Below are 18,372 nucleotides of genomic sequence, written 5' to 3'. Positions count from 1 at the left end.
GCAAAAATAAAAGCCAAAAAACGGCTGTTACTATAACTTTTTTTTATTTCCATTTTGCATTCGAGGGGAGTATACTGTCATCGTAAGCTAGTCGTGGGCTGTGCAGAGCTTAGTAATTTAGTTGATGAATTACCATTGCTTTGTGGCGGTGACTAGTAAATTAAATAGTATTGTGTTCTCCGATTTGATCGTAGTAATAGAGTGATTTTATGTTAGCCTGAAATCACGACAGATATGTTTCGGTTGCAGGACCCGAAATACATCTTCGTTCAGTGCGAGCATAAAAGCATCCATGTCCGGAAAAAGCGGCTTTCTCTTTTGAGAAAGCCGTTTTTTCCATTTATATCCTAGTATTTAGATGAAAAGTGAGAAAGGGATTATGCTTTTACAGGAATAGCTACCATGATGGTATCCCCTATATCCCAAGTGAGTCGACCGTTGCATATGTCAGTCAGCTTAGTCTCAAGTTGTGATACTTCTTCCGGCTCGGCAAAGAGGATTACCGTCACAGATTCGTCAAATTTAACTTCGTAGCTATACTTACCTTCTTGCAAATAACGTTCTACCCCACCAAATAATGAATAATCAATACGTATGGTGATACATGTTCGAGGAGCATGTAATTCTTTCGGTGCCTGGTGAAGAGCTTCGGCGGCGCTGTGCGAATATGCACGAATTAAACCACCGGCACCGAGCTTAATACCACCGAAATAGCGAGTGACCACAATGGCAGTATCGGTGATTCCCGTCTTTTTTAAAACCTCTAAGATTGGTTTTCCCGCAGTGCCGGAGGGCTCACCGTTATCGGAAGAGCGCTGTTGCTCTTGACGAGGTCCCAATACATAGGCTGTGCAGTTATGAGTGGCATCCCAAAACTCTTTAGTGATGCGAGTAAAAAAAGCTTGTATTTCCTCTTCAGTTGTACATGGTGCTGCGGTAGCGATAAAGCGTGATTTTTCAATGATATACTCAATACGACACTCGTCGGCAATAGTGGTGTAGCTGACAGGAATCGATGCTTGGCGCGTATCAGCGGTTTGATCGAGTGAGGCTTGTGAACTTGTATTCGATTGAACGGTAGCGGCTGTTGTACCGATCGGATTTTTTTTCTTTTTTGGCAATGTAGGATACCCCCTTTAAAGAATGAGGAACAACAAAATACTGTTTCGCCTTTATATGAATACAAAGACAAGTCATATGGTATGTAGTCTCTTTTTATTATGATACGTAATCTATTGTATTTGCACAATACCCCTATGTTGACGATTTATGATATAAGGTATAGCATATAGGTAGGAAATAAATACCCCTAGGGGGTATTTGGTGATGTAAAAGCAATGATAGCAAATAGAAGTTACTAGGAAAGAAGGAGAAAATATGTTAACAGATATGGAAATAGAAAAATTAAGTCGTAGACTGCGTCGTATTCGAGGGCAAATCGAAGGAATCGAACGCATGATTAACGAACACCGCTATTGCGTGGATGTACTGCAGCAAATAGGGGCTGCACGGGCCGGTCTGTATCAGGTGGGCATGATTATGCTCGAAAGCCATTCGCGTTCCTGCGTGGTGGAAGCAATTAAAAATGGTAAAGAGGATGACGCCATTACTGAATTAATGGGTGTGTATCGCGCACTACATAAGTAATAAGATGAGGTGGTATGATGAGTGGAAAGCAGGAAGAATTTGATATTACAGGTATGCACTGTGCTGCCTGTGTGGCACGCGTAGAACGAGTGGTGTCACGCTTGCCCGGTGTGGCAGATGTAAAGGTTAATTTGTTAACGCGCAAAGGATCCGTTACTTATACGGCAGACAGTACGCTGACCGCAGATGATGTGGTGGCAGCGATTACCGGTATTGGCTTTGGGGCGGAGCTGTCTGAAGCAGATACAATGGAAATGAAGAAGGTAGACATTAAACCACAGTTGTATCGGATGATTTTGGCAGCGGCCATGGCCATCCCTATGATGATGAGCATGATTGGTCATTATGTGTTTAGTTGGCCCATGCTACCGGCGACAGTAGAGTTTGTACTGGCGACCATAGCGCAATTCGGTCCGGGACTCGTCTTTTATAAAGGTGCCTGGAGCGCTATCAAAAGCGGTTCCTTAACGATGGATGTATTGGTGGCACTGGGGACGACTGTAGCCTATGTGTTCAGCATTTATAACATGCTTATGGGCAATCACAATTTATACTTTGAAACATCGGCATGGCTTATTACATTTATTCTTTTAGGGAAAGTTTTGGAAGAAGTCGCCAAGGGACATACGTCGGATGCTCTGGAAAAACTAATCAAACTGCAGCCGGCTATGGCTCATGTACAGCGCGACGGTGTCTTTACGGACGTCCCTACAAAGGACATTGTCGTCGGAGATATAATTGAGGTACGTGCCGGCGAAAAGATACCGGTAGACGGCACTGTTCTTACCGGTAGCTCGGCAGTAGATGAATCAATGTTGACCGGTGAAAGCTTGCCTGTAGAAAAAGAACAGGGCAGCAAGGTTATCGGAGCCACAGTGAATGCAACGGGTACATTCACGATGGAAGCAGAAAAAATCGGTGCCGATACGATGTTGTCACAGATTATAAAAGTAGTGGCCGCAGCGCAGACCTCTAAAGCATCCATTCAGCGTATTGCCGACGTAGTGGCTGCGTACTTTGTTCCCGTAGTTATTAGCTTGGCGGTGCTAACTGCATTGGTGTGGTATGTTGGCTTTGATGCCACTTGGGGTGTAGCGATTATGCACGGTACGGCGGTACTTGTCATTGCTTGCCCTTGTGCATTGGGCTTGGCTACACCAACATCCATTATGGTAGGTTCGGGCTTAGGTGCAGAACATGGAATTTTAATCAAAGGTGCCGAGTTTTTAGAAAAAACGGGCTCTTTACAAGCCATTGTATTAGATAAAACAGGTACCTTAACACAAGGTAATTTGCGCGTCACCGCAGCAGCTACGATTAATGGTGATGAAGCCGTGAACATATCGTACATGACGGCACTGGAGTCTAAGACAATACACCCTATTGCCAAAGCGTTATCGGAGTCCGGAAAGGAATTCTTAGGAGCGAATGGTATTTTGCCGGAAGTAACAGACTTTGAAGAACTACCGGGGCACGGGATCCGTGGCCGCATTGACGGACATACAGTAGAAATCGGACACAATCGTTGGTTTGTTGAATGTGGTTATAGTAATGATGAATTAACACAGCGTGTACAAGCGGAAGAAGCAAAAGGTGCTTCGGTATCACTGATGGCAGTGGATGGTACGGTACATGCTATGTGGGCTGTAGCCGATGAACTCCGTCCGGAAGCAAAGAATGTAGTGCAGCGCTTACAGTCACAGGGAATTGAGGTGTGGATGATTACCGGCGATAATCGTCGCACGGCGGAGTACATTGCTAATAAGGCCGGAATTACTCATGTGATGGCAGAGGTATTGCCCCAGGATAAAGCGGCAAAGGTAGCCGAGCTACAATCCAAAGGTATGTCCGTAGGTATGGTTGGTGATGGTATTAATGACGCACCGGCATTGGCTACGGCAGATATTGGCTTTGCCATCGGCAAGGGAACGGATATTGCCATCGAAGCAGCAGATATTGTATTGGTGCGCAATGACTTAACCACGTTGGCAGAAGCTGTAACGCTGAGTCGTAAAACCATGGGAAATATTAAACAGAATTTGTTCTGGGCGCTTATTTTTAACTGTATCGGTATTCCGCTGGCTGCTGTAGGGATGTTGACACCTATCGTAGCCGGTACGGCAATGGCATTTAGTTCGGTAACGGTAGTATCAAATTCGTTGCGATTGAAACGAGCCGGTTTAGAAGGATAGAAGATATATACTTTTGGACGAACAATAAATATAGCATATAGAGGATGCACTATTAGGGTAGTTATAGTATCATTCCGGGTAAAAGTAAATATTTTGTTTTATACAGCATACTGTTAAAAAGTCTTGCCTTCTCTTGCATCAGAGAGAGGGTAAGACTTTTTTGGCATCTATATTAATATACTTTAATCAAGATAGATATTTTAGTATCGATATAGAATTATTAATATGATATAATTACATAAAGAGATAGATGTCATAAAATTAAATCATAGGTATTCAACCGAAAGAAGAGAGGGAAGAGGTGGTAAACAACACAATGAGAGAAGGAGTAGTATAGAGAAGATAGGGACGTAACGCATTTGCGAGCAGAGTGTTGATGCATCATACGGAGGGATTTGTATGAACAGAGCGTTTAAAGTAGTGTGGAGTAAAACAAAAAGTATGTTTATTGTTGTATCGGAGATCGCCGGTACTTGGCAGAAGCAAACTAGCAAAGCAGTGGTGTCAAAGAAGCGTTTGGCATCACTGCTTTGTGTTGTTTTAACGGCCGGTGGAATAGCAACTAGTGCAGCCGCATCGGACGTAGCTACAGCAGATCATGTAACGACAGCAGATACAGTAACAACAGCGGAAAAGATGGACTATGTGAATGTCAAGGGAACCAGCAGCGGAAATACAGCCGAAGATCCCGGTGCCAAAGGCAGTAATTCTATAGCCATCGGTCAAGATGCCAGAGCCGATGGGCCTAATGGTATTGCCATTGGAAACGGTGCGGTTACCGCATCAAGAGGAACTGATAAATCAAACAATGGAACTAATTCCATTACCATCGGAACAGCAAAGACTGCAGGTAGTGAAATCCTGACGCTGGGAACCATCAAATACGTTAACAGCCTTTACGGCAGGGTGAATGCAGACGGCACCATCGATACGACAAAAGACATTACTGCCATAAACGACCCAGTTCCCTTCCAGGATAAGGTCATCCTCATGGGCTATGACAATACGTTTGATGCCAACAACAAGGAGCTATTAAAAAAAGATACCGATACCTTTCTTCGCACTTCTGCCATAATTGGTCATGAAAATACGATCAAGACCAATAGCGTGGCCGGTTTCGGTTGGTCTTATGGCGAAAGCGATATGTATATATTCGGCGGGCGAAATACCATCGATGGGGAAGATTCCCTGATTTTGGGCCGCGAAAATGATGTGAAGCGTATCAAGGATGCGGGTAGTGGCTATGTTAATATCACAGGGGATAAGAACATTATCCGCAATGCAGGAAATGGTATAAATATCTCGGGCAGTAAGAACCGCATCAACTATTACAAGGAAGCTGTATGGTATGGCGGGGATGCTCCCAATAACAATTCGGCAGAAAAGGATTTTGGCAATGTGTCCGATCCTTCGCTTCATATCTATGGCTCCAGGAATACCTTGGGCCTTGATCTGGATGGACGGAAGGTCACATCCGGTTTCGTTGTTGGGGAAAATAACCGGCTATACTCTTATAACGGGTATGTATTTGGTACCTATAATAATGTGTATGCTAGTGGTGCCACGGTCTTTGGTAGAGGCAACCTTGTAGGAATCGATGGCAATACACAGGCGGAAGGGACGGACTTCCTGGCTTTGGGTCTGGGGAATACGATAAAGTCAAGTTATGGCATGGGAGTTGGTGCCAGCAATACCATTGAAAGCGAGTACGGGATGGCCTTCGGAAGATATAACAAGGTAGGAAGTGAAGCAAGTTATTCAACCGTTGTTGGCCATCAAAACTATGCTTCTAAGGGAAATAATGTTGTCTTTGGGCTAATGAACAATAACGACAAGTCAAGCGGTTTCAGTAAAGAAGATCCCAGTGGAGTTAATTCAACAGCCATTGGAATCATGAACAAATCCAAAGGGGAACGGTCTACCACCTTAGGGATTAATAACACCGTTAAAGAAGATGGCAAGAATGCTTCGGCTTTTGGCAGCGTCAATACGGCGTCCGGAGAAGAAGCGTTGGCCGTAGGACGTACAAACTATGCAACCAATAAGATGGCTGTTGCCGTAGGGAATTGGAATAACTATACCAATATCAGTGGTGAATGGAAAGTGTATGATAGTGGCAAAAGTTCTGTTGCCTTAGGCGTTAAGAATGCAACGCCTGGGGATTCCGCCAACGCCATTGGCGGAATGAATCTAGCAATGGGAACAAGTTCTACCGCTGTGGGTTACAGAAATAAGGCTAACGGACAGGCCGATGTAGCACTGGGCTATGGCAACATTGCCGGCGGAGATAATGTCCCCAGCGAGACCTATATCACGGCTGTCGGTGTCAATAATCAGGCCTTTGGTAAGCAAAACTCTGTATTCGGTGCTTATAACCAGGCCAATGTCATACGAGGCGTTGTTGTGGGATTCCAAAACTTTGGCATGGGCTATGGCAGTATCATCGTAGGAAATCAAAACAATTATCTTTTCTCTAATCCTTTTACCATCAGTGGAATTACGATGACCGACAATCAGCAGCCCGCTTCCACCGGTATCCTCAGCACGACCATGGGGGTAGCAAACCTTATGCTCGCCGATAACGGCGGTACCTATGGCTATGGGAACCAGGTCACGGGAAGTCGTTCTTATGCATTCGGTGCCACCAATATTAATACAGGCATTGATAGCTTCATCATGGGACATGATTCTACCATTGCCGAGGCTCAGCTGAGTCATTACCAGCCTAATAATCCGCAGAATATAAGGAATGCCATGGTCGTGGGAAATCACAGCTTGGCGAATCTCTCTGATTCCGTAGCCCTTGGTTCTTGGGCCATTACCAGTCGCGATTCAGGTATGCGGGGCTATGATCCTACCACGGGAGTGGCTATGACTGATGAGACACTCTTTACAGGTACTATGACGAAAGAGGCGTATAATCAGGCAAAGACGGATCTTGCTAGCCTTCGTACAACTTGGGAAGGGGAAGTGGATAAACTTCATGACCTTCGCCTTAAAATCCAGTCCCAGCAGTACAGCAGTCCGGAAGAATTACAGGAATGGCGCAGTCAATATGATGCACAGGAAACTGCCGAAATGGAAGCTCGCAAGGCTTATTTCGGCAAAAAGGTTGAAATGGGCAAGGTCGCAGGCGTCTGGGAAGGACAGCTTGCGGCACTCAGTATCGGTAATGAAGAAGAAGGGCTTACCCGTCAGATTACCGGCGTAGCCGCAGGTACGAATGATACGGATGCTGTAAACGTAGCGCAGCTGAAACGTGTGGCGGATATGGTAAATGACCTGGATATTCCTGAGGAGATAAGACTGTCAAATGGTGAGAATACCATTGCAGAGAAGAATGACACCACGTATAAGGTGCATACGAAGTACTATGGCGTGAATTCCACAGATACGGATACAGAAGATAAGGTCAATACCAACCTGACCGGTGATGGGGCTGTCGGTGAGCATGCCATTGCGATTGGAAAAAATGCAAAAGCTGAAGGAAACACTTCCATTGCTATCGGTTATGGCAGTACTACTGCCCGTCAGAATGCAGTGGCTATCGGGAATAACAATACTATAAAAAAAGGCGATGCTAATGGAACCACTGCTGTGGATGCTAAGTCCAGTGCGGTAGCCATTGGTTATGGAAATACAACAGAGCACTGGAATTCCATTTCCCTTGGTGTATCCAACACATCCGGAAAGGAAGCGCTGGCACTTGGTATTTCCAATGATGCCAACGTCCAGACTGCTATCGTCGTAGGTATAAAGAATACAGTCAAGGCAGGATCCGAAAAATCCACCGTGTTTGGCAGGAACAATACAGTCGGGGAGTACGATTCCTTTTTAAAGACAACTACAGAAGCTCATGAATCTGTGACTCTTGGTAATAACAACAAGACTTATCAGAATACAGGCGTCAATGTAGGGATTACTAATGCGATTACCGGCACCGGTTTTGGCTCTCTTGCGATCGGTGCGTACAATGATGTAGGTAAAGCACTTACCTATGGTGAGAAAACCGTCGTACGGGAATCTTCCGCTCTTGGATATGGCAATATTATACACAATGGCGATCATGCGACTGTCATGGGTATGCGGAATTACAGCAGTACGTCCATTTACGGATATCGGGATTTGGAAAACAACGACTCCATCAATGATGAGGAAAATGGGGACAATTATGGGGCCATGGGAAGTGTCATTATCGGTTCACAGAACAACCGGCTCTTCAAGGATAATCCTGGAAATGGCAAGCAGTTTGGAACCATCGATGTTTCGGCAAGTGACCACCCTAAGACTACCGGAGATATGAGCGTCACCATAGGGATTGCTAATATGGGACTCAGCAATTACAGTAGTGCCATGGGCTATTTCAATCAGGTCGTAGGCACTCGCTCCTATTCCGTCGGTGCCCATACCATCAATACCGGCGTGGACAGCATCATCTTTGGACAGGGCTCCTCTATCGGAAGCAGAACGACCGACGGTCTTGCACCTAATGCACTCAATGAATACACGGTTCATACAGAAAATGCAGGTATCCGGGATGCCCTCGTCGTAGGGAATAAGGCGAATGCAGACCGTTCCGACGGTATCGCTCTTGGTTCCTATGCAGCAACTACAAGAGATAAAGGTGTGCGGGGCTATGATCCTCTCGCTAAAGGAAACGTGGCGACTGACACCATTGTAAAAGACATGTCTGATGCAGATTATGAGAATGGCAGGACGAAAGTAGAAAATGCGAAAAAAGCATGGCTTGCCAATGCAGATAAAGTAAAGGAATATGAACTGAAACGGCAGCTCCGCACCTTCAATCCACGGAAAGATAAGCGCATGTATGATTTCTATAAGAATATGGAAAGTGTTACGTATAATTCTTATATTGATGCCCAGAAAGAATGGGGAGAAAAGACCGGTACTTGGGAAGCTCAACTTGCGGCGCTCAGTATCGGCAATGAAGAACTGGGTCTTACCCGTCAGATTACCGGCGTAGCCGCAGGCACGAATGATACGGATGCCGTAAACGTAGCACAGCTGAAACGTGTGGCGGATATGGTAGATAGCATAGAGATTCCTACTATTCCGGATATTCCTAGTTCAATTATGTATACGGCAACAAATCCAACGAATGGAAATACCGGTATTGGAACAGCTACAGACGGAGATCATGTATCCGGTGATGGTACTAACACGCCCGATGATAACAGTGCAAGCAATGTAGTGGAGAAAAAATCGGTAACCTTTACTGAGGGATTTAACTTTACCGGTGGTACCAATACAACAGCTACTGTTGAGGAAAACGGTGTCGTTACCTTTGATGTGAAACCTACATTAACCAATATGACATCCATTGCCGGCAATAATGGTACAATCACCTTTGGTAGTAATGGTATTAGCCTAGGACATGGTGGTACAACAATTATTGTGAACTCGGACGGTCTTAATGTAGGAAATAAGCACATTACCAATGTTGCTGCCGGTAGAAGCGATCAACCGTTAGATGCAGTAAATATGTCTCAGCTATCGGGACGAGCAACAACCTCATTAGATAATATTACCGATGCAGGCAAGCTGGTTGTCAGGAATCTGGCACAAGAAGCAATCATTGTGGAAGGTAAAAATGATGTTACGGTTACTCCTAATGTGGATAAAAATACCGGTAAGACAACGTATACTGTTGATGTCACATTGCCGGATGTAAGTACCATGGGAGAACTTACATATAAAGCAAATGGTGGTAAGCAAGACGCTGATAAAAAGAAGGTAGGTCTAACAAAGGGATTAGACTTTACCAATGGTATAAACACGACGGCTACGATTGAAGATAATGGGATAGTAACATATCATTTAAATACAACGTTAACCAATATGACATCCATTGCCGGTAATAATGGTACGCTTACCTTTGGTAGTAACGGTATCAGCTTAGGACATGGTGGTACAACAATTATTGTGAACTCGGACGGTCTCAATGTAGGAAATACACATATTACCGGCTTAGCCCCCGGTAGGCCAGGTATAGAGCATATATCAGACGCAGTCAATATGGGACAACTAAATGCGTTGCAAAATCAAGTAAAGGATATTGATGGCAAGATAACGAATACAAAGCCTATAAAGTTAGAAAATGGAATGAATACAGTGGTAGCTTCGAGAGAAGAGAACGGTCAAACCATATGGAAGGTCAACGTTGATTTAGATAATTATGTAACGAATGACCAGTTAGACAATTATGTAACGAATGAAAAACTAGAGAATACATATGTGGATAAAGAGGAATTGGATACTACGTTATCTGAGTATGCAAAGACAGATGCTAGTAATCTAGAAGCAAATGATGTAACGAAGTGGAAGGAAAAATTGGGCATTACCAATATTGAAAATGGTACGGCGACATCTATTTCGTATCAAGCTGACGGAGATACGGCGGCTAAATCGGTTACTCTTCAGGAAGGATTTACGTTTAAAGGCGACGGTAACATAATAGCTTCTACCGGAGATAGGGGCGAAGTGAAATATACCCTTGCCAAAGAATTGACCAATATGAATTTTGTAGGTGGCCATGATGGCAAGCTTTCATTTAATGAAACGGAAACCACTTTATCTCATGGTACGGGCAATGAGGCTACGGCTATTTCCGTAGGCAAGGACATTCGCTTTACTAACGGAGCAACCACTGTGAAGGTTACCGAAAATGGTCTTGATGCAGGGGGCACACGGATCGCTAATGTAGCAGACGGGGTGGCTATGAGTGATGCGGTAACAGTAGGACAGCTGCGTCAAGCACAAGGCAGTGTAGTGCAACAAATCAGTCAGGTAGAGCATCACTTAACAAAGGAAATCGCCGATGTGGGCGCATTAAGTGCCGCTATGGCAGCGCTTAAACCATTGGGATACAATCCGGATGAAAAAACACAGATTATGGCCGGCATAGGTGGCTATAAAGGAAGCCAAGGCGTGGCGCTTGGTGTGGCGCATCATGACAATGAGGATGTTATGTATCACGGTGGATTAGCCTATAGCGGTAATGGGGTGATGTGGAATGCGGGCATCAGCATTCGTTTAGGTGAACAAGGCGATCGCAAAGGCTACTTCCTTCGCTATGCACCGGAACCGGTGAAGGCAGAAATGGCACGTCTCTATGATGAAATCGATCATCTTCGGAAAGCAAATGCAGCGCAGATGGCGATGAATGAAACAACAGATAAGCAGATGATGGATTACGGTAGTACCCTACAAGCGATGCAGCAATCGGTGAATAGTCTGGCCGATGAAAATGCGGCGTTGCGTAAACAAAACGAAGAGTTGGCAAAGAAAGTAGAATGGCTTATGGCTCGTATTAGCGGCTGATGTGGCAGCCTGTAATTACACCTCTTCGCATAAAGTAATTACCGGATCGCCGACTTCATCAAAGTGTATACTGCGCAATAACGTTTGCCAATAATGGCGGCGCTCGGTATAATGCCAGTGCGGATACAAATGATGACAGCTGAGGTAAAAGGTGAAAGCTGAGCTGATGGAGTCGCGTTTGGTAAGACGCTCCATGACGCAGGGTAAGGCGATTAAAAGCTTTTCCTCCAGCTCCGCTTCTTTTAGGCGAAAGCTGTGCGATGCAATGGGCGACCCGGTCGGTGACGGACAATGGTAATAGATGTACTGCCGTGTTTTGTAATGACGGGTTAAGCCAACGAGTCGCTTCCCGCAGTGCGGGCAGTGAAGGAGCCCCGTAAAGAGATAAAGGCGATGCGGCGTTTGATGAAAGCGTCGTTGTTCCTCAAGTAGGTGCTGTACGGCAGAAAAGGTCTCTTGCGAAATTAAAGGAGGTAGGTACTGCGGATCACCGTAAGCAAGGCCTGTATATTTTTCGTTGCGCAGCAGTTTGACCATTGCCGGATACGTGCGTTTGATATGGTAGCGATTATAGAGATAATGCATGGTGGCACGTATGGATTTTACCGCCAGATAATGATGAAAGATATCGCGCACCACCGCAGCATGCTGATTGGGGACGATGCGTTTATTTTCAATGGCATACCCTAAGGGGAGCTTGCCGGAAATCGCCTCACGGCGTTTGATTTTATCGGCGAACACAAAACGTATACGCTCGGCAGTGGTGTCCGACTCATTTTGAGCGATGGACAGCTTGATATTTAAATATAAACGTCCTTGGGCCGTACTTGTGTTGTAATCTTCTTCGGTGGTTTCCCATTCTACGTGATGCGCATCGAGAATGGACTGATAGGAATAATAGTCAGATACATTGCGAAACCAGCGATCCAGTTTTATAAACACTATGATTTCAATACGACCGGCAGTAACATCGTGCATCATGCGTGCAAACTCGCGGCGATGGCCGGGACGATGACGGGCGGATACGCCTTCATCTTTATATACATCGACAACTTCATAGCCTTTAAAGGCAGCATACGCAAGGAGTCTATTCTCCTGCGCCTGTAAGGAGTAGCCCTTCATAGCCTGTTCTTCATGAGAGACACGGATATAAAGGGCTGCTTTTTTGTGGTATGTCATAATAACCTCCCGTAGTGTAATACTGTTTGACAGCAAGCTTAGATGGATAAATAAATTCCTTCTTTTCGCTGCATTGAAGCAAGGGAAATGTGATATACTTAAACATAGTAAATTATATAATAACGGAGCAGTATAGATCGTTGCATTATTACAATGTTATGCGTACGAGCCATTGCATTGTTACAATGTAATAGGCAAAGTACAGGAACTGTTTAGCGGTTACAATGTAACGTGTATAAGTTGTGTCATTGTTACGATGCGAAATGAGACAGTGTACTGTTACAAGATGCAGCAGTTGCTTCGTAGGATGGAGTAGGTGGACATAGATGACGACAGGTATTCGCCTATTGGCGATAGATTTAGACGATACCTTATTGCGCGACGACAATACGGTGTCGGCATATACAAAGGACATATTAAAAGCAGCGCAGGCCGAAGGTATTGAGGTGCTGATTGCTACAGGGCGCATGTATCAGACGGCAGAGCCCGTCGGCAAGGCGCTTGGTATCGGTGATGTACCGATGGTACTGTATTCCGGTGGCTTAGTACAGTGTATTGAATCGGGACGCAAGCTGTATGAGAAAACAATTCCCCTTGCTACGGCGCGCAAAGTACTTGCTATGGCAAAAGAACGAGGCTGGTACATTCAGGCCTATGTGGATGATGTGCTCTATGTACATCATGAAACGGAATTTTCAAAAAGCTATGAAAAAGCAACCGGGGCTACGGCAGTGTATATCGGCGATGCCTTATATGAGCTTGACGGGGAACCGAATAAGCTGCTTATCATTGAAGAACCGGCAGTGATTGATACTATCAGTCGCACGCTGCATGAAGCTATGGGCAGTGAGCTGGCCATTGTGCGTAGCAAGCGGCATTTCTTGGAACTCAATCCGCCGCAGACTTCCAAAGGGGAAGCACTTCACTTTATGGCGCAGCGATTAGGCGTCCCCGTGGAAGCGATGGTAGCCTTCGGTAATTCGGAGAACGATATTTCCATGCTTAAGGAAGCCGGTCATGCCATTGCGGTAGCTAATGCGGAAGAAATGGTTAAAGCGGTAGCCGATGAGGTGTGCCGAAGTAACGAAGATGATGGCGTAGCGCACTGGGTGGCTACTCACGTGCTGGGCCGAAATGAAGCGTAGGGAGGAGAACATCATGGAGAACAATTTTAGGTTGATCATAGTGACGGGCATGTCCGGTGCCGGCAAGACACAGGTCATGCAGGCATTGGAGGACATGGGTTATTTTTGTGTCGATAACATCCCACCTGTTTTGATTCCCAAGTTCAGCGATTTATGTCGCCAAGCAGGTGAACGAATTAACCATGTGGCCTTAGTGGTGGATATTCGAGGCGGTGAGTTTTTTGAATCCTTATCGGATGCACTGAAATCGTTGAAAGAGATGCAGGTGCCTTATGAGATCGTATTCATGGAAGCAACGGACGAAGCGTTAATCCGTCGCTATAAGGAGTCGCGCCGCAGTCATCCGTTGGCTCCGAACGGCCGCATTACTACGGGTCTCAAAGAAGAACGTCGTATGCTGGATAGCATTCGTCATCGTGCGGATTATATTATCGACACGACAGACATGAAGACGAATAATTTAAAAAGCTATCTGCGTCAGCGCTTTGCGGAAGGAGATAATCCGGATCGGCGCCTTGCGGTGACTGTAGTCAGCTTCGGTTTTAAATACGGCATACCGCTGGATGCGGATATGGTATGGGATGTACGCTTTTTGCCGAATCCCTACTACATTCCCGAGTTCCGTCACAAAACGGGGCGCGTACCGGAGGTAAACAATTACATTCATTCCTTTGACATAACAACGGAATTTAAAAATCATTATTTCAAGACGATGGATTTCTTGCTTCCTAATTACGAAAAGGAAGGAAAAAGCCAATTTGTGATTGCCGTTGGCTGTACGGGCGGTATGCATCGCAGTGTGGCGATGGCGGAAGCCTTGTACACACATATACAGGAGCTGGGCTATCGGGTTAGCGTAGAACATCGGGATATGATGAAGAATAATGTAGAAGAGGATTTCAATCCTCACGAATTTACGGCGGAATCCTCGGAAGGGGCGAAATAACATGCGAACGCGGTTCTTTCGGTGGCTGGCACCGGGACTGAATATAAAGCGCTGGTTGTTTTTGTTTTCTACCGGTGTGGGATTATTGATCCTCGGTGTGGCCCTGATGCTTAATTATCAATGGCTGGCCTATTTTGAAGACGTGTTTTTACAGCTCATTTTTGAAACGACGGGTTCGTATAATTACACGGTAGTAGCTACCATCGGGTTTATTGCCATCATATTGGGAATACTCTTTATGATTATGGGAACGCGGCGGGTGATTAAAACCATCATTCGCGCCGTTATCCCGGCGGATTCCGAGAAGGTTAGCGATTATATTTTCCAAAATATTCGTCTCGGACAGGGACCGAAAATTGTGGTTATCGGCGGTGGTACGGGTCTGTCTACCCTATTGCGCGGATTAAAACGGCGCACGGCGAATCTGACGGCCATCGTTACGGTAGCGGATGACGGCGGTTCGTCCGGTCGTTTGCGGGAAGACTTTAAAATGATTGCGCCCGGCGACTTACGCAACTGCTTAGTTGCTCTGGCAGATAAAGAAGGACTCATGGAAAAGCTGTTCCGCTATCGCTTCGGTGGTGAAGGAGATTTAGCGGGTCACAGCTTCGGTAACTTATTTCTTACTGCGTTGACGCAGGTATTGGACGCGGACATCGATAAGGCATTGGAAGCGTCCAGTAAAATTTTAAAAGTACGTGGACGGGTTATCCCGGCTTCGACGGAAAACATACGCCTTATGGCTGAGATGGAAGACGGCACGATTGTGGCCGGTGAAAGTCATATTCCACATGCCGGTAAGCCAATAAAGCGCGTCTTTACGGAACCGGCCTTGCCGAAGCCGGAAGGGGCGGCACTACAGGCTATTGACGAAGCTGATGCTATCATCTTGGGCCCGGGGAGTTTATACACGAGCATTATGCCAAATCTGTTGATTGATAAAATTGCAGAACATATACAAGCCAGCAAGGCGGCTAAGCTGTATATTTGTAATGTGATGACCCAGCCCGGCGAAACGGATGGCTATACGGCAGCCGATCATGTACGGGCGTTACAGGCACAGGGCGGTGCATCTCTTATCGACACCATACTTGTGAATGACACATATCCGGAAGGTGACTCCGTAGAGGCCTATCGGGAAACGGGCTCCGAACCGGTGTTGGTTAATGCCGACGAGCTGGCTGCCTTAGGTGTGCGCACCATTCGGGCCAGCTTGATGGATGACAGCGGTCGACCGGTACACGACTCCGAACGCTTGGGCAAGGTGGTTATGGACATAGTGTATGCATTGCAAACAGATATTGAACCACATATTTTAGAATACTATTTGAAGCGAAATGATCATTAAATAAGAAAGGAGGCCCCTATGTCATTTGCAGAGGATGTGAAAAACGAATTATGTCAGTACCAAAATGAAACGCCTTTATCGGCAAAGATAGAAGCCTCCTGCTTATTACGCATGGGCGGCTCCTTGCTTCTAGGCATGCACGGGCGCGTAGGTATACGCTTGGCGACAGCCAATAATGCGGTAGCGCGGCGTGTACTGGGAATTTTACGCTCTCAATATTCGCTGCATACCTCAGTACTGATACGGCGAGGACTGAATCTGCGCAAAAAAAATGTGTACACTCTAACCGTTGAGCCTACGGAAGCAGGGAGAATTGCATTGGAAGACATGGCGCTGTGGCCGGTGACGGCGTCGATTACCGATGACTGGCTTGATACGATGGAAGCACGGCGTGCTTTTTTGCGTGGCGCTTTTTTGGGCGGTGGTTCCGTTAACAAACCGGAAAGCGATTACCATCTGGAATTTATGACCGGCAATCGTGAATTTGCCGAAGCTATTGTGCATGTATTACACATGTTCCGCATTACGGCGCGGGTAACAGAGCGCAAAGAGGAATACGTTGTTTACCTTAAGGAAGGTGACTCGGTTACCTCGTGCTTGCAGATTATGGGAGCCACGTCGGCGTTGATGGAATTTGAGAACGTCCGTATTATGAAGACGGTGCGCAATCAAATTAACAGACAGGTCAACTGTGAAACAGCAAATTTACAAAAAACAGTGAATGCGGCGGTACGTCAGTTGGAAAGCATCCGTATCATCGAGCGGCACCAACCGCTAGAGGAATTGAAGCCGAAGCTGTATGAGGTGGCGTTGGTACGCCGTGAAAATCCCGATGCCAGTTTGCAGGAGCTGGCAGATATTTTGGGCAGCGGTCTCAGTAAGTCAGGCGTTGGCCATCGATTGCGAAAATTAGAAAAAATTGCATTAGATTATGAACCTCATGGACTGGATGAGGTATAATAGAAGAGAACCTTACAAGAAACGGGGCGCTTCGCATAATGCGGAGCGCCCCGTTGAAAGGTTTTAACGAGGTTCATGAAGTAGATAACTAAAAGAAGGTAAGACAACAATGAAAAAGAAAAAGCACGTAAGCGCCGTGATGGCAGCCTGTTTGGCCCTAGGGACCTGGATAGGTGGAGCCTCTCCGGTACAGGCAGATGGAGTTCCGTCGGATGATGGCAAAACAATTTATTACACGGTGCATAAGGAAACCGGCGAATCGGACACAGTGAATCCGAATACAAACGATACACCGGCGAAGGTAGACAACGCGGTGACACAGCCGGAAAAACAAAAGTCTGTAAAGATAGCAACCAATGAAACAAAGCATAGCGATACAGCGGTGCCGGAACGAAAAATCAAACTCTTGGGACAGCGGAACGATACGACAATCAGTGTCTCAAATGTACTTCCCAGCCAGCGTATCAATATTGATAACTATCAGTTTGGGACTGTTCCGGTGAAGGTTATTAAAGAAGAGGGAACATTGCTCTTGTCGGACAGCCCCGAGTACGTATCGTCGGATGGTGTTTTGGCAGCAGGCACGCTGCAAGGAAAGAGCCGCGTGTACTTTTATCATGTTAATGAAGCAGATCAAGATAAGCAAGTAGCTATTGTGTTAGAAAATAATGGCAACACGGATAGTCGTATAACGGTGAAGCGCAAGCTGGTTACGGAACCGAGCGATGCATATTTTAAAGTCGGGCGGGAATTATCCTTCAATGAATTGGTGCTGTGGCAAGCTTCACAGGAAGCTGACGCGGAACGCGCATTAGCTGCGGCGGATAAAAAATATAAAAAGAAACAGTTGGCAGAAAAGCTAAAGGCCATTGATGCCAACATGCCACCGCAGTTGGGGAAAGGATTGCGCATAGCTAAGGAAGAAAACTGGCTGTTGCCTTCGCATAGCCGTAAGCTGCTCTTTGAAGAGTTGTCGAATATACCGGTAAAAAAGGATCAGTTAATATCGGGTATAGTGGACTTTACCTCATCCGAACCGATTCAGGCGAAGGTATTGATGCTCAACAAGGGATCAGGTCCATTGGGCTACTCGTATATTGCACCGGTACAGCCTATGGATGACGTAGAGCTGCGCGGTACCTTTCACGGTGTGATGCGGTACATGCAATCCGAAACACCGTATAATAGCTCCTTGGGTGCTTCGGCGATAACTATCGGCAACGATCGTGAGGACGCGTTTATTAAAGGGGTAGACGAGTTAACGAATAACAAAGCGATGACGGATAAAGGAAATTACGGCGTATCCTATGACGTGACGATTCCCACTGCCGGCGATAAACGCTTTGCTGTATATTTTAATCCCTTAGGGGGTGCCTATGCAGGGTCGGTACAAATTGTAAGCGGTACACACAATAAAATTTATCAAGTACCCGGTACCTATGATGAATATATTGGGCATGGTACGATTTACGATACCATGTATTTAGACACGTTTACACCCGGTGAACCCATTGTTCTCCGGTTTATACCGGCCGGTGCCTCTAACTTGCCGGTACGCTTTCTCTTTATTCCTTTGGATTGATATGAAGTGATACATATAGTATATGTTACCCT

Annotated in this window: 10 protein-coding genes; 8 read left to right on the top strand and 2 right to left on the bottom strand. The window is 45.9% G+C overall.

What is annotated here, in order from left to right; all coding sequences use genetic code 11:
• Window positions 1-377: 377 nt before the first annotated feature.
• The gene (locus G344_RS0101915; protein WP_028254717.1) at window positions 378-1,013 is read right to left on the bottom strand and encodes a YigZ family protein; all 636 of its coding nucleotides are present in this window, start codon (window positions 1,011-1,013) and stop codon (window positions 378-380) included.
• 364 nt (window positions 1,014-1,377) lie between these two features.
• On the opposite strand from G344_RS0101915, the gene G344_RS0101910 reads away from it, so the two are divergent.
• The 3 genes from G344_RS0101910 to G344_RS11970 all read left to right on the top strand — a co-directional run bounded on the left by G344_RS0101910 (window position 1,378) and on the right by G344_RS11970 (window position 11,180).
• Window positions 1,378-1,647 (top strand): metal-sensitive transcriptional regulator, encoded by a 270-nt coding sequence (locus tag G344_RS0101910; RefSeq protein WP_028254716.1) that lies wholly within the window; start codon window positions 1,378-1,380, stop codon window positions 1,645-1,647.
• Window positions 1,648-1,664: 17 nt separating this feature from the next.
• Window positions 1,665-3,839 (top strand): heavy metal translocating P-type ATPase, encoded by a 2,175-nt coding sequence (locus tag G344_RS0101905; protein ID WP_028254715.1) that lies wholly within the window; start codon window positions 1,665-1,667, stop codon window positions 3,837-3,839.
• 399 nt (window positions 3,840-4,238) lie between these two features.
• A complete protein-coding gene (locus G344_RS11970) occupies window positions 4,239-11,180 on the top strand; it encodes a YadA-like family protein (RefSeq protein WP_028254714.1) in 6,942 nt (2,313 codons plus the stop codon).
• Between the two features lie 15 nt (window positions 11,181-11,195).
• Here the strand turns inward: G344_RS11970 and G344_RS10445 are convergent, their stop codons facing one another.
• Window positions 11,196-12,359 carry a recombinase family protein gene (locus G344_RS10445; RefSeq protein WP_051245652.1) on the bottom strand — a complete coding sequence of 388 codons (1,164 nt, stop codon included), beginning with the start codon at window positions 12,357-12,359 and terminating at the stop codon, window positions 11,196-11,198.
• Between the two features lie 326 nt (window positions 12,360-12,685).
• Here G344_RS10445 and G344_RS0101890 point away from each other — a divergent pair, with 326 nt between their 5' ends.
• From G344_RS0101890 to G344_RS0101870, 5 genes are all read left to right on the top strand, one after another.
• On the top strand, window positions 12,686-13,504 hold the full coding sequence (locus G344_RS0101890; RefSeq protein WP_038154733.1) for a Cof-type HAD-IIB family hydrolase: 819 nt from the start codon (window positions 12,686-12,688) through the stop codon (window positions 13,502-13,504).
• A 13-nt stretch (window positions 13,505-13,517) separates the two neighbouring features.
• Window positions 13,518-14,450, top strand: a complete 933-nt coding sequence (gene rapZ / locus G344_RS0101885; RefSeq protein WP_028254712.1) for an RNase adapter RapZ — start codon at window positions 13,518-13,520, stop codon at window positions 14,448-14,450.
• Between the two features lies 1 nt (window position 14,451).
• Entirely contained in the window at window positions 14,452-15,798 is a 1,347-nt protein-coding gene (locus G344_RS0101880) for a gluconeogenesis factor YvcK family protein (RefSeq protein ID WP_028254711.1), read from the top strand.
• 18 nt (window positions 15,799-15,816) lie between these two features.
• Window positions 15,817-16,758, top strand: coding sequence for a DNA-binding protein WhiA (gene whiA, locus G344_RS0101875; RefSeq protein ID WP_028254710.1), 942 nt, complete (start codon window positions 15,817-15,819; stop codon window positions 16,756-16,758).
• Between the two features lie 109 nt (window positions 16,759-16,867).
• Window positions 16,868-18,340 carry a hypothetical protein gene (locus G344_RS0101870; RefSeq protein ID WP_028254709.1) on the top strand — a complete coding sequence of 491 codons (1,473 nt, stop codon included), beginning with the start codon at window positions 16,868-16,870 and terminating at the stop codon, window positions 18,338-18,340.
• Window positions 18,341-18,372: the final 32 nt, after the last annotated feature.

Origin of the sequence: Veillonella magna DSM 19857 (assembly GCF_000428745.1) — a bacterium.
Lineage (GTDB): Bacteria > Bacillota > Negativicutes > Veillonellales > Veillonellaceae > Veillonella_A > Veillonella_A magna.
Note: the sequence above shows the minus strand (reverse complement) of the source record. Positions and strands in the feature narration are given on the sequence as shown.